Source organism: Pantoea sp. F_5 (assembly GCF_008631595.1).
In the GTDB taxonomy this organism is placed as follows: domain Bacteria; phylum Pseudomonadota; class Gammaproteobacteria; order Enterobacterales; family Enterobacteriaceae; genus Pantoea; species Pantoea gossypiicola.
On record NZ_VWUO01000007.1, the window covers coordinates 16,442 to 29,661 of the forward strand.

General features: G+C 52.3%; 14 protein-coding genes and 1 tRNA gene. 9 read left to right on the forward strand and 6 right to left on the reverse strand.

All coding sequences use genetic code 11. The features are described 5' to 3' along the window. Positions 1–4: 4 nt before the first annotated feature. The gene (locus F3I44_RS10795) at positions 5–1,387 is read right to left on the reverse strand and encodes a D-arabinono-1,4-lactone oxidase (protein ID WP_150013733.1); all 1,383 of its coding nucleotides are present in this window, start codon (positions 1,385–1,387) and stop codon (positions 5–7) included. Positions 1,388–1,470: 83 nt separating this feature from the next. Beyond that, positions 1,471–2,103, reverse strand: coding sequence for a TetR family transcriptional regulator (locus tag F3I44_RS10800; protein ID WP_150013735.1), 633 nt, complete (start codon positions 2,101–2,103; stop codon positions 1,471–1,473). Positions 2,104–2,242: 139 nt separating this feature from the next. On the opposite strand from F3I44_RS10800, the gene F3I44_RS10805 reads away from it, so the two are divergent. Continuing rightward, positions 2,243–2,782, forward strand: coding sequence for a DUF2058 domain-containing protein (locus tag F3I44_RS10805; RefSeq protein ID WP_135908196.1), 540 nt, complete (start codon positions 2,243–2,245; stop codon positions 2,780–2,782). Positions 2,783–2,798: 16 nt separating this feature from the next. On the opposite strand, the gene F3I44_RS10810 is transcribed toward F3I44_RS10805, so the two are convergent. After that, entirely contained in the window at positions 2,799–3,497 is a 699-nt protein-coding gene (locus tag F3I44_RS10810) for an RluA family pseudouridine synthase (protein ID WP_150013737.1), read from the reverse strand. Positions 3,498–3,569: 72 nt separating this feature from the next. After that, positions 3,570–3,704: a hypothetical protein gene (locus tag F3I44_RS24110; RefSeq protein ID WP_255467309.1), complete on the reverse strand. Its 135-nt coding sequence runs from the start codon at positions 3,702–3,704 to the stop codon at positions 3,570–3,572. 199 nt (positions 3,705–3,903) lie between these two features. Here F3I44_RS24110 and F3I44_RS10815 point away from each other — a divergent pair, with 199 nt between their 5' ends. Beyond that, the gene (locus F3I44_RS10815) at positions 3,904–4,164 is read left to right on the forward strand and encodes a hypothetical protein (protein WP_150013739.1); all 261 of its coding nucleotides are present in this window, start codon (positions 3,904–3,906) and stop codon (positions 4,162–4,164) included. A gap of 345 nt (positions 4,165–4,509) precedes the next feature. On the opposite strand, the gene F3I44_RS10820 is transcribed toward F3I44_RS10815, so the two are convergent. Next, positions 4,510–6,432 carry a methyl-accepting chemotaxis protein gene (locus F3I44_RS10820; RefSeq protein ID WP_150019395.1) on the reverse strand — a complete coding sequence of 641 codons (1,923 nt, stop codon included), beginning with the start codon at positions 6,430–6,432 and terminating at the stop codon, positions 4,510–4,512. A gap of 789 nt (positions 6,433–7,221) precedes the next feature. Here F3I44_RS10820 and F3I44_RS10825 point away from each other — a divergent pair. The 4 genes from F3I44_RS10825 (at position 7,222) to F3I44_RS10840 (ending at position 8,920) form a co-directional block, all read left to right on the forward strand. Continuing rightward, positions 7,222–7,503, forward strand: a complete 282-nt coding sequence (locus F3I44_RS10825; RefSeq protein WP_150013743.1) for a hypothetical protein — start codon at positions 7,222–7,224, stop codon at positions 7,501–7,503. A gap of 95 nt (positions 7,504–7,598) precedes the next feature. Next, entirely contained in the window at positions 7,599–8,000 is a 402-nt protein-coding gene (locus F3I44_RS10830) for a cell envelope integrity TolA C-terminal domain-containing protein (protein ID WP_150013745.1), read from the forward strand. A 259-nt stretch (positions 8,001–8,259) separates the two neighbouring features. Then, positions 8,260–8,613, forward strand: coding sequence for a type II toxin-antitoxin system RelE/ParE family toxin (locus tag F3I44_RS10835; protein ID WP_150013747.1), 354 nt, complete (start codon positions 8,260–8,262; stop codon positions 8,611–8,613). A gap of 4 nt (positions 8,614–8,617) precedes the next feature. Continuing rightward, complete coding sequence (locus F3I44_RS10840) at positions 8,618–8,920, forward strand: helix-turn-helix domain-containing protein (protein ID WP_150013749.1); 303 nt, start codon at positions 8,618–8,620, stop codon at positions 8,918–8,920. Positions 8,921–9,008: 88 nt separating this feature from the next. Here F3I44_RS10840 and F3I44_RS10845 read toward each other — a convergent pair. Beyond that, positions 9,009–9,084, reverse strand: a tRNA-Asn gene (locus F3I44_RS10845). A 505-nt stretch (positions 9,085–9,589) separates the two neighbouring features. Here F3I44_RS10845 and F3I44_RS10850 point away from each other — a divergent pair. From F3I44_RS10850 to F3I44_RS10860, 3 genes are read left to right on the forward strand one after another with little or no spacing between them, the layout of a single operon-like run. Beyond that, positions 9,590–10,513 carry a sugar ABC transporter substrate-binding protein gene (locus tag F3I44_RS10850; protein WP_150013751.1) on the forward strand — a complete coding sequence of 308 codons (924 nt, stop codon included), beginning with the start codon at positions 9,590–9,592 and terminating at the stop codon, positions 10,511–10,513. Between the two features lie 32 nt (positions 10,514–10,545). Then, positions 10,546–12,030, forward strand: a complete 1,485-nt coding sequence (locus F3I44_RS10855) for a sugar ABC transporter ATP-binding protein (protein ID WP_150013753.1) — start codon at positions 10,546–10,548, stop codon at positions 12,028–12,030. 23 nt (positions 12,031–12,053) lie between these two features. Then, complete coding sequence (locus F3I44_RS10860; protein ID WP_190285965.1) at positions 12,054–13,079, forward strand: ABC transporter permease; 1,026 nt, start codon at positions 12,054–12,056, stop codon at positions 13,077–13,079. Positions 13,080–13,220: the final 141 nt, after the last annotated feature.

Here is a 13,220-nt window from a genome sequence, read left to right on the forward strand (position 1 = left end):
TCAATCAGTCAAAAAGTGGCGTGATGTAGTCGTTCCCCAACCGTCCCTGCGGGTCGAGCTGGTGACGCAGGGCGCGGAACGCGTCCCACTGCGGATAGATATCACGCCAGGTGTAGCGTTCTTCGTCGTAATACTTGCCCCAGTGCGGACGTCCGCCCTCTTCGGCCAGCAGTTTTTCCACTTCGGTCAGGAAGTGCAGACCCTCCTGTGACAGCGAGCCATCGTCGGCGTAATAGACCACGAAGCCGAAGAAACAGGTTGGCTGGTCAGCGGCCGGACTGAGCCAGGCTGACGACGCGCCGGTGCAGCGCAGGATAATCGGGTAATGCATATGCGGACGATTCTCCGCATACCACTGCTTAATCCGGCGGATGATGGCCGGGGTTTTTGCCAGCGGCACGCCGATTTCCACATTAATTTGTGGCACAGCAATGCCGCGGCAAAAGAGCTGATAGATGTCGCCGGTAACATCAGTGAAGTCGCGAAAGCGGGTGACGGTACGAAACTGCTTGCCGCCTTTGCCCTGAATCTGCGTGTCGCGGTGCATGTGCGCCAGCGTCTGGTCAATGGTGTCATTGAGACTGCCGTCAGCTTCACCCTCATGTTCCACCACCTGACGCCCCTGCGCTTCGTAACGCTGACGCTCTTCGTCACTCGCTTCATGGGCGTTCCAGACGTGCATCAGGTTGTCATCAACAAACCACCAGGCTTTGCTCAGCGGATAGTCGTTGTTCCAGCGCAGCAGATCCTCTTCCAGCATATCGGCAGAGACAGCATTTTTGTGGCAGGTGAAGATTTTAAACGGCTGAGTGCGCAGGGTGACGGCAGTGACAATGCCCAGCGCACCTAAAGAGACCTGCGCCGCCGGAAAGTCAGCGTCGCCGCGGACAAACTCACGCACGCTGCCGTCGGCCAGCACCATCCGTATCGCCAGCGCTTCATCGGCAATCGAACTCTGCTGTAAGCCCTGACCGTGCGTGCCGGTCGCCATTGCGCCTGCCAGCGTCTGAATCGCAATCACGCCTGGCGATGAAGCCAGCATCCGGTTCATGTCGGTCAGGCTGCGATAAACCTGCTCAAGCGGGGTTGCGCCACCAAAGGTCACGCTCTGCTCATCACTGGCTATCAGACCGCGCAGGGCGCTGAGATCCAGTAACAGATCGTCTTCAGCGACATGCAGCATCCGGCCAGGCGACAGCTTGCTGCCGATCACCCGGATCTTACCGCGTGATTCGCGGATCAGTTTCTGCAATTCCGCTTCGCTGGCGGGACGCTTAACCTGCTGACGGCTGCCGATTTGCGCATTCTGCGCCCAGTTCCACAGCGCATCATCATCGGGTTCAATATGGGTCTGGCGAAGCGGATAGAGGCGTGCGTCTTTGCTCACAACAGCATTCCTTTTATGGCGGTTTCATGACAAATGTTTACTAAGCGTAGACCATGGGTAAGCGAAGCCCGGGTTGCGGGCATTTATTTGCGGATATAGCGTAACGTTGCGGTAACAGCGAGCTGACGATTGCGGCGGATACTGTCGGCTTCACTGTTGTCAGGACTGAACAGGGCATTGAAGGTATAGCGGTTTGAGACGTGATGAACGCAGATACTGCTGATCAGGCGATGAACATCGATGGTCTGCACATCGCCAGTAAATATCCCCTGTTGCTGACCGCGCGCCAGAATGTCATCCAGCAAATCCAGCGCGCTGCGGTTCAGCGCTTTAATCTGCGGCGACTGGGTGATGTAGCGACCGCGCAGCAGGTTCTCACTGCAGACCAGCCGGATAAAATCGGGATGCTCGACGTGATAGTCAAAACTGGCTTCTACCAGTCGGGTCATGGCCAGTTCCGGCTCCATCGATGCCAGGTTCAGGCCGGTTTCATGCTGACGTATCTGCTGATAAACCTGCTCAAGCACGGCGATATAAAGCTGCTCTTTACTGCCGAAGTGATAGACCACCATGCGTTTCGTGGTCTGCGCATGCTCAGCAATCTGCTCCAGCCTGGCACCCTGCATACCAAATTCAGCGAAGGTTTTCAGTGCGCCTGCGATAATGCGTTTTTTCAGCCCTTCAGGGTCATTTTTACGTTTTTTTAGTTCTGACATGGTGCTCAATAAGGTGATTTTGACCGGGGAATGTTAGCACACTGTTGAGGCGTAACCCGCAATCGCCGCGTCAGCCTGGCACAGCCCGAAAGATTACAGGTATAATCCCGGACATAATTTCACAGGTTCAGAGACGACAATGACAAAACTCACCTTGCAAGAGCAGATGCTGAAAGCGGGCTTAGTATCCAGTAAAAAAATGGATAAGGTTCAGCGCACCGCGAAGAAATCCAGGGTTCAGGCGCGCGAAGCCAGAGCAGCGGTAGAGGACAACAAAAAAGCGCAGCTTGAGCGGGATAAGCAGCTGAACGAGCAGCAGAAACTGGCTGTGCTGTCGAAAGAGTATAAAGCGCAGGTTAAACAGCTGATCGAAATGAATAAAATCGACGTGGCGAGAGGCGATATCAGTTTTAACTTTACCGACAACAACCTGATTAAAAAAATCATGGTGGATAAGCTGACGCAGACTCAGCTGATCAATGGCCGTCTTGCCATTGCCCGCCTGACTGCTGACAAAAGTGGTGAGAGCCAGTACGCCATCATCCCGGCCAGCGTGGCGGATAAAATTGCCCAGCGTGATGCCAGTGCCATCGTTTTAAACAGCGCGCTGAGCGAAGAAGCACAGGACGAAGACGATCCTTATGCAGACTTCAAAGTGCCGGATGATCTGATGTGGTAATCGCGTGCTGATGCCATCAGAAGGGACTGGCGGCAGAGAGGTGCAGTGTCTCGCCACTGACAGGATGCAAAAACGTTAGCCCGCTGGCGTGCAGCATCAGCCTCTCTGCCTGCTCAGCGCCTGACAGCGCCAGCCCGCCGTAAAGATCACAGCCCAGAATCGGGTGACCCAGTTGCTGACAGTGAATGCGCAACTGATGGGTGCGTCCGGTTTCTGGTGTCAGCTCAACCCGCGTAACCGGCAATTCCTTTACCTCTTCTCCCCGGTAATAACTGCGTTCAGTAACCTGATAACGTGAGCGCGCGGGCTTGCCCTGGATCGCGCAAATCACCATGCGCGGAAACTGTGCCGGATCTTTGGCTATCGCAGCGTCAATCACACCGTCGTCATCGGCAAGGTGCCCGCACAGCAGTGCCTGATAGGTTTTGCGCACCGTACGCTGACTAAACTGCTGGCACAGCGCGGCGTTGATCGCTTTGGTTCGTGCCACCACCATCAGCCCGGAGGTGCCAAAATCGAGCCGATGAACCAGCGTGCAGCCTGGAAAACGTTTTACCAGCCGATAATGTACTGAATCGAGGTTTTGCGGATTCTTACCTGACAGGCTCAGCAGCCCGCTGGGTTTGTTTATCACCAGCAGATGATCGTCCTGAAACAGGAGAGTGATCTCATCAAAACAGGGCGGGGCAATAAACGTATCGATAATGGCAGACATCGGGCAACCGGCAGCAAAATGGCAGGGGATCATAACCGATAGCCGGTCTGCTGACGACGCCGGACTTCACCCTTATTCTTCCGCAACCGTTTTGCCACTTTGTGTGTAAAGCGACTGGCTGACCTGATGCATGCCGAATCCACCATGGGCAGCAAAAACTGTGCAAACCGTTGCGGCTAACACCGTGAGAAGAACAGAGAGTTTCATCGTTGCATCCGTTGCTGATAAGACCAGCCAGTCTGGCAGGATAGGCGACAGAGACAAACAGCGCTCTCCGGAAAAAAACATTAAGTGTATTCGATCAGCAGGTTGCGAGATTCTTAGTGATTTATTCGGGCAGGTCTCGCTTTAACGACTACAGTCTCTGGTGAGGTTGTCATCAATTCGTACTAATGGAGGATTTTCTGTGTTAATTCAAAACGACGAGAAAGGCCACGTCATTATTGGCGAAGCGGCACTAAGCCTTGCCCTGGGTGAGAAAGAAATCAGTATCGCATCACTCTTTACTCAGCTGGGTTTTATGGCGAAATCTGAAAGCAACGCCGATCGGCTGACGCAAATCTCTGAAGCCAGAAACTGGTTAAGCAGTTTTAAGTCACCGTCGCTTGCCCAACAGCAGGTGCCCTACCTGCGGACCCTTGCAGGCCTGAACGAAGAGCTGAACTAGCAATAACTGAACTGACGCCAGTGGACGTAGTCCGGCTCCGGCCGGAAAACGACGAAGCGGACGACCTCATCGGTTGCGCGAAAGCGTTTACCGGCCGGAGAAACTGTCATGGACGACACGTCTCCTGCCACCGCAATTCGATATTCATCTTCAAAAAAGCCTTTTCTGAAGCCATAAACCTGCCGGACCCGAAACAATAATCAGACCCGGGCGAAAACGCTCCCGTGCTGGCTTTTTCTGTGATTAATCTGATGCCGTGTCTGTGGCGAATTCATACTTCAGCCAGCCTCATCAGATCAGGCTGGCTGTATCAGCATGACGCTTACATCAAAGCAGCGCTGTGTATCAGAAGCTTTCCCAGCTGGATTCTGCTGATGCTCTAACAGGCATCGCGGGCACTAAACGTGGTGCGAGGGCAGGTGCAGCCCGGCTGTTGCTGTTTTGCCCGGCTGATAAACGGAACACCGCCACCGTTTTTTCCAGATCGTCTGCCTGCGCTTCCAGGGAACTGGCTGCGGCAGAAGACTCTTCAACCAGCGCGGCGTTCTGCTGCGTGGTGGTATCCATTTCAGCCATTGCTGTCGCAATCTGGGAAATACCGCGATTCTGCTCGTCGGATGCGGCAGCAATCTCACCCATGATGTCTTTGACCTGACTGACCGAGCGGACGATGTCATCCATGGTGCTTCCGGCGCGTTCCACAAACTCAGAACCATCATGAACCCGGTCAAGTGACTCGCGGATCAGCGTTTCAATCTCTTTGGCAGCCAGCGAGCTGCGCTGGGCCAGATTTCTGACTTCACCAGCAACTACCGCGAATCCGCGACCCTGTTCACCGGCGCGAGCCGCTTCTACTGCGGCATTCAACGCCAGGATATTGGTCTGGAAAGAGATGCTGTTGATAACGTGAATGATTTCACCGATTTTGCCTGAACTCTGGCTGATGTTGTTCATAGTGACGATAACGTCACGGATAATCTCACCACCGCGTCCGGCATTCACCGACGCATCGGTTGCCAGCTGGCTTGCATGGTGAGCATTTTCCGCATTCTGTTTCACCGTAGATGACAGCTCTTCCATGCTGGCAGCCGTCTGAACCACTGCCGCAGACTGCTGTTCGGTGCGGGAGGAAAGATCGGTATTACCTGCTGCAATCTCCGCCGAGGCACGCGCCACGCTGCTGACGCCATCGCGCACATTGGTAATGATATTCTGCAGACTGAGATTCATCGCATCGACGGCCTGCATCAACTGGCCCAGCTCATCACCCCGGGTGGTGTTCAGTGAGGTCGTTAAATCACCACTGGCAATACGCTGCGCTGCATTCAGGGTCTCTTTCAATGGCAGTGTAATGTTGCGGGTAATCCGCCAGGCAATCAACAGGCTCAGGAGGACACAAATCAGCGCAGCAAAGGCGATGCGCCACTCTGCCTGTTTGATAAATTCAGCAGACAGTCTGGACTGGAAGGCAAAAGTCTCAGAAACGGCCGCATTGAGCCGCTCTGCTGCTGTGGTCAGGCCCGCAGATTCGCTCTTTTCTTTCTCTGAAGCATCAACATAACGCGTCAAAGCCTGACGCTGCTGTGTAAGGGTAGTGATGACATTTTGCGTGACGGCATTGATCGCTGGCTGATTAAAACTGTCCAGTTGCTCACTCAGCGTGTTGATGGCGGTGTACTCATCAATAACCGCATCTCTGCTGGCCGCTGTTGGCTTATCAATAAACGCTTGTTCAATATTTGCAGCATCAAACAGTGCGGCGGCCAGTTTCATAACCGGCAGCGCTGCGTCGGGTGTCATAGCCATATCAAGTAATTCAGACTGATGAGCAAGATCGATTAGCGCGCCCGGTTTAATGTCAGCAAAGGCGGAAGATTTCACCTCCGCAGATGCCACGAACTTCTGGCGCTGATTCTGATAATCATTAAGTAACTGCCCCAACAGCGTAATTTTCTGCTGGCCTTCATCATCCCACTTAAATCCACTCAGTCGTTGATAAAGGGTATCCAGCTCCTTAAGTGCCTGAACGTTCTTCGCGGCAAATTCAGGATTTTTGGTGTACTGGTAAAGCGTGCGATTAAGACGTGCCTTGCTTAACGTATTCACCATTTCCACGGTGGTCGTGCGGCGTGCAGAGTTGTCTTTAATACTGCGGAAACAGTCAAAAGCGATAAAGGTTATGGCGAGAGACGCCGCGATGACGACGATAAAACCGACGCCAAGTTTTTTTCCGATTTTAATACTGGAGATGCGTTGAGCCAGGCCCATGAGGTTCACCTTTGTTGAGGTTCAAAAGCAGACAAAAGAAATTCAAATAATTTATTCCTGATCTTTTTATCGTCAGCTTCTGATAATCCTTTAAGGGTCTTTATCATTAATTCAGTACTCTTATTAATTAGAAACCCATTGTTTTGCGATGTAATTATCTGCCTGCTAATTGATGGGAATTTTGGTTAAGATTATGATTAGTATAAATAATTAAGGGGGTAGGTTTTCTTGTAAGGGTTCTTTTACTACCTGAATAATTATTTATTGATCTTGATCAATTTAATGATTGTTGAAAATCAGGCTGAAAGGATTCCAGCGATTTTAAAACATCCTTATCAATAAACTGGCGCTTTCAGGGGGCTGCGGCCGTTAACGCACCGCTGCGGAAACTATTATTATTTCGCCAGCGCCTTCAGACCTGCTCGATGTGTTTGCCCCACGCTATCTTATTTGCCGGTTAAAAAGCGGGGAAACCTCTTCATTGCCCTATTCCGGCTAAAGAGTCCCGGTTTTAGCATTTGTGATCGCCGTCGCGGGCTGTTTCGTGAGGAGTATGAGTTTGCCACGCTGCGGGAGAATCTGGGGCTGGACGTGATTTAACAGCCGGGCTTACTCTCATCGCGGAGAATGTTGTCGCCCGTACCGCACGGAGCCTGCCAGAAGATGACGTGCGGTTAATTTAACCACCACGAAATTTGCATCGCGCCATACTCTTTACTAAAACCGTTTTGCAAATCACTGCCTGCCCGATATAACAGACATTCACTCTACTGAATGCGAACTCACTGAATGTCAGACTACAGATTCTATTCCAGGGGCAAACACACCCTTGCATTGAAAAGATTAGACGTAAACCGGGCTTTAGATCTGACAGAGCAGGGATATAAAAAACAGTTCGAAGAAGTTCGTGCATCAGATGAAACAGAGGCGCAGGCACGCTTCGCGGATATTCGCAGGAACCAGCGTATCGACCAGCACAACTTTCTGGCGGGCGCGGCGACCATGCCGCTGATTGGCGTGCTGACAGCGGTAGCCACCTTTCTCTTCTGGCGAAAAAGAGCAGGAAAGTAGGGCGCTCCTGATGCAGAGGGTCACTATAGCTGTTCTGATCACCCGTTTCACCAGGGCTCAGATTCCGTCGCCTCTTCACTTAAAAGTATTTATCTATGAAAACGGTCATCGCTGTTTTCTGCTGCATTCTGTCAGCTGGTTGTGCGCCTCTTACACCACATGAATGTATTAAAAAAAGCGCACTTGATAGTTGTAGTTATAAACGTTCAGGAAAAGTCAGCGACAAAGATATCTATGGCCAGCAGGCATCGGGTATTAAAAAATCTCTGGATGCCGCGCTGTCAGCACCGCACGCCTGGAACGGGAAACGCTGTAATGTGCATCTGGATTTTAAAAAGGATGGCACCCTGGAGAACTTTATTATTAAAAGGGGCGATAAACATTACTGCCAGGCATTAGCCGAGGCAGCAAAACGCGCCAGATTCCCGGCGTTTACCGATCAGCAAGGTTTTGACGTAATGGGATCGGCGCGCTGGAATATGGAAAGGCAACCCTGACAACCATTAAACCGTTAATTCTGAACGCCCGCCCGGTTAAGCCCGAGCGGGCTCCTTTATTTGCAGGCACATTCCTCATCCCGCAACAAATCCGTTACCGCTCGCAAATCATTGCAAATTTTATGCACAGAACACAGACAGAATAGAACCCCTCTCTGCTATTTGATTAAAGTCCGCTGCCTTCCACATGCCGTTACATCACACTCGGTTATCTCTTTACACCTATATAGCATCTGGCCTATATTAATAAGGATATTCTGTGTGGATGATTAAAACGACAGAGCGGTTTGATCGCTGGATTACGCTACTCAATGACAGCGATCGCGCCTGCGTGCTGGCTGCATTGATGGTGTTGCGGGAAAAGGGGCCGGGATTAGGGCGACCCTATGCGGATACGCTCAAAGACTCTGCACATGTGAACATGAAAGAGTTACGTATCCAGAGCCGCGGCGACCCAATAAGGGCTTTCTTTGCTTTTGACCCGAACCGCACGGCAATTGTGCTGTGTGCCGGTAATAAGGCGGGCAATGAAAAGCGATTTTATCGGGAGATGCTTCCGGTTGCCGATCGGGAATTAACACACTGGCTAAAAAGCTTTAACCATAAGGAGTAACGTGATGGGCAGAACGCTGGAACAGCTTATTGCGGATGAAAAACCGGAAGTCGTTGCCGACGCACGGGCCATGGCGACCGAAATTCTGCTCAACATTCACCTTGCCGAGTTGCGTGAGAAAGTACAGAAAACGCAGGTGGAAATGGCGCAGGCGCTGGGCATCACACAGCCGACCGTGGCGGGCATGGAGAAGCCGGGGCGTGACCTGAAGCTTTCCACGCTCAAACGCTACGTCGATGCGGCAGGGGGAAAACTGCAGCTGGTAGTGGAGCTGCCGGATGGTTCCCACTACGGATTCGTGGTGTAAGCCTCAGGCGGTAAAACCATGCCGCCGTGATTAAATACATAAATGCAAAAAGCCCGCTCAGGTTTCCCTGAGCGGGCTTTTCTAATTCTGGCTCCTCTGACTGGACTCGAACCAGTGACATACGGATTAACAGTCCGCCGTTCTACCGACTGAACTACAGAGGAATCGCTTGAACGGGGCGAATATTAACGGCGCTGATCCCGCTTGTCAAAGCCCTGTTTACTGAATTGCGTTCAGATGCTCGTAAAAGCAGCGGATTGGCGGTTTTTACGCACTTCTGCTGGCTTTTCAAACTGCCAACAGGATCTCACTTTACGGGCATTTCTCGGCAGATGTTAGAGGCATGTCAAAGTTTTGTTGTTTGCCGATGTTAAAACAGCTGTTTCAGTGCTTTTATGATAAAAATTTCAAAACGAGATTATATGGAACAAATAAACTGCTTATCATCACGGTCGTGATTATCATCCGGAAATGAAACGGCATTCTTAAACTAACTGTTTGCAGATCAAGTGATTGTGAAAAGGAGTGGTCGATCACAAAAATAGCCATAACCTGAAGTCTTACCTTAAATTTCCTCAAACAGACGCCAGACAGGCTGGATGAATGTAAAAGATATTTTTCATTCGCGGGTACAGCCGCTGAGCAAGTTAACAAATAAGAAGGGTCCCTATGAACATTAAAAAAACGATTGTCGCCTCACTGTTAGCCTGCATGTTACCTGCCGCGGTTATGGCAAAAGATATCTCAGTGGGTGTCTCAATGGCGCTGTTTGATGACAACTTCCTGACGATTCTGCGTACTTCAATGCAGAAGGAGATGCAGAAGGATGGCGTTAAAGGCCAGGTTGAGGATGCAAAAGGCGACGTTTCACAGCAGCTTCAGCAGGTTCAGAACTTTATCGGTCAGGGCGTGGATGCCCTGATCGTCAACCCGGTCGACACCAATGCGGTGAAACCGATTATGGATCAGGCGAGCAAAGCGGGTATCCCGCTGATTTTTGTCAACCGCCGTCCACAGGCGGAACTGACCGGCAAAATGGCCTATGTGGGTTCCGATTCAGAACTGGCCGGGCGCTTACAGATGGAAGCGCTGGCTAAAGCGATGAACGGCAAAGGCAACGTCGCCATCCTGATGGGTGACCTGGCGAACGAAGCGACCCGCGACCGTACCAAAGGTGTGGAAGAAGTCGCCGCTAAATTCCCTGGCATCAAAATCGTGCAGAAACAGACCGCCAAATTTACCCGTAACGACGCGGTGGATGTCGTCAGTAACTGGATGACGGCGGGTGATGAAATCAATGCCATCGCGTCGAACAACGATGAAATGGCGATCGGTGCGCTTCAGGCGCTGGGTAAAAATCCGGACAAAATCCTGATCGCTGGCGTCGATGGCACGCCGGATGCACTGCAGATGCTGAAGCAGGGCAAGATGGTCGCTACGGTGTTCCAGGATGCGCAGGGCCAGGGTGAAGGTGCGGTGCAGACGGCGATCAAACTGGTGAAGGGCGAGAAAGTCCAGAAAATCATCAACATCCCTTACCAGCTGATTACCAAAGAAAACATGGAACAGTTTACCAATCGTAACCTGAAATAATCGTTCCCGACCCAGCTGTACGGAGGTGATGTATGAACGCGTTTGCGCTTGAAGCCGAAGGCATCAGCAAGTTCTTCCCCGGCGTCAAAGCTCTCGACAACGTGTCGTTGCGGGTGCGTCCGGGAACGGTACATGCCTTGATGGGCGAAAATGGCGCGGGCAAATCCACTTTAATGAAGTGCCTTATCGGGATGTATCGTCCCGATAAGGGCACCATCAAAATTAAAGGGGAGCCGGTGCAGTTTCAGGACACCATGGACGCGTTGCGTTCCGGCATTTCAATGATCCACCAGGAACTTAATCTGGTGCCTTTCATGACCGTCGCCGAGAATATCTGGCTCGGCCGTGAGCCGATGAAGTTTGGCTTGGTCGATCACGCCCGACTTAATCAGAAGACGCAGGAACTGCTCAACCGCCTGAATATCCGCCTGAAAGCCGATCGGATGGTGGGTGAGCTGAGTATTGCGTCGCAGCAGATGGTCGAGATTGCCAAAGCGGTCTCCTGGGATTCAGACATCGTCATTATGGATGAGCCGACCTCCGCGCTGACGGAAACCGAAGTGGCGCATCTGTTTACCATCATTCGCGATCTGCGGGAGCAGGGCAAAGCAATCATCTATATCAGCCACAAGATGGATGAGATTTTCAACATCACTGATGAAGTCAGTATCTTCCGCGACGGCAGCTGGATCGCCAGCGATCAGACGGCGAAATATACCCGTCAGTCACTGATCACACAGATGGTAGGACGCGAGCTGACGCAGTTGTTCCCGAAATTCAACAGCGCCATCGGCGAAGAGGTGCTGACGGTGTGTAACCTCACCTGCAAAGATCGTTTCACCGATGTCAGTTTCAGCGTGCGCCGGGGTGAAATCCTCGGTGTCGCCGGGCTGGTGGGGGCCGGTCGCAGCGAGGTGATGGAGAGCCTGTTCGGCATGGAGAGTTTTGACAGCGGTGAGATCCTGATTGATGGCGTACCGGTGACGATCGACTCACCCTCAACCGCAATTGAAAAGGGCATGGCGTTCCTGACCGAGGACCGTAAAAAGTCCGGCCTGTTTCTGGTGCTGTCGGTGATGGAGAACATGAGCATCGTCAACATGCCGGAGTACAGCGGCAAAAGCGGTTTTGTCAGTCATGTGAAGATGGCGCAGGACTGCATGGAGCAAATCCGTCGGCTCAATATCAAAACGCCGACCATGGATCAGATCATCAATAACCTCAGCGGCGGTAATCAGCAGAAGGTACTGATTGCCCGCTGGCTGCTGGCGCAGCCAAAGATTCTGATTCTGGACGAACCGACGCGCGGCATTGACGTCGGTGCAAAAGCGGAGATTTACCGCTTAATCAGTGAACTCGCCAACCGTGGCGTGGCTATCATCATGGTCTCCTCCGAACTGCCGGAAATCCTTGGCATGAGCGACCGGGTGATGGTGATGCACGGCGGGCGTATAACCGGCATCCTCAATAAAGAAGAAGCCGATCAGGAAACCATTCTGTCGTTGGCATCCGAGTGAGGCGCGAGACCACTATGAGCAATATGAAAGCTACTGCTACCCCGGCAGCCCCGCAGCAACCCTCTTTTTTTGCCAGCCTGCGCCATAAACTGCCGAAAGACACTGGCATTTTTGTGGTGATGGTGGGGATTGCGTTGATTTTTGAAATGTTCGGCTGGTACGTGCGTGACCAGTCTTTCCTGCTCAACACCAACCGTCTCATCCTGATTGTCCTGCAGGTGGCGATTATCGGGATTATCGCCGTTGGCGTGACCCAGGTCATTATCACCACAGGTATCGATCTCTCGTCCGGTTCCGTCATCGCCCTGGCGGCGGTGGTCGCTGCCAGTCTGGCGCAGACTTCTGACAGCCTGTCACCCATGTATCCATCGCTGGTCAATATGCCTGCGGTGATCCCTATCGCGGCCGGTATCGGTGTTGGTCTGCTGGCGGGTGCGGTCAATGGTGTACTCATTACCCGCACCGGCATTCCGCCCTTTATTGCCACGCTGGGCATGATGGTGTCAGCACGCGGTCTGGCGCAGTATTACACCCAGGGTAATCCGATCAGCTTCCTTTCCGATGGTTTTACCTCAATCGGTCAGGGTGCCATGCCGGTCGTGATTTTCCTGGTGGTGGCACTGCTGTTCCATATCGCCCTGAAACATACCCGCTACGGTAAATATGTTTACGCCATCGGCGGCAACATGACCTCGGCGAAAGTCTCCGGTATCAACGTTAATAAGTATCTGATCATCGTCTACACCATTGCCGGTGCGCTCTCTGGCCTGGCGGGTGTGGTACTGGCGGCGCGTGTCAGCAGCGGTCAGTCGAGCATGGGGATGTCCTACGAGCTGGATGCAATAGCCGCAGCCGTTATCGGCGGCAGCAGCCTGATGGGTGGTGTCGGTCGTATCACCGGCACATTAATCGGCGCGGTTATCCTCGGTCTGATCAAAAGCGGATTCACCTTCGTGGGTGTTGACGCCTACATTCAGGACATTATTAAAGGGATAATCATCGTGGCCGCGGTTTCTATCGACATGCACCGTAACCGTAAAAAACGTTAATCAGCAGGCGTTGCCTTCTTCCGCAACGGGAGAAGGCAACGGTTGCTTTTTTGTCTTCAGGAAGCGTCAGCGATAAGAAATCCCGCTGATAGCGGTTACATTCTCAGTCAGTTAGTTAATGCTTTTTTGTAAGCCCGGCAA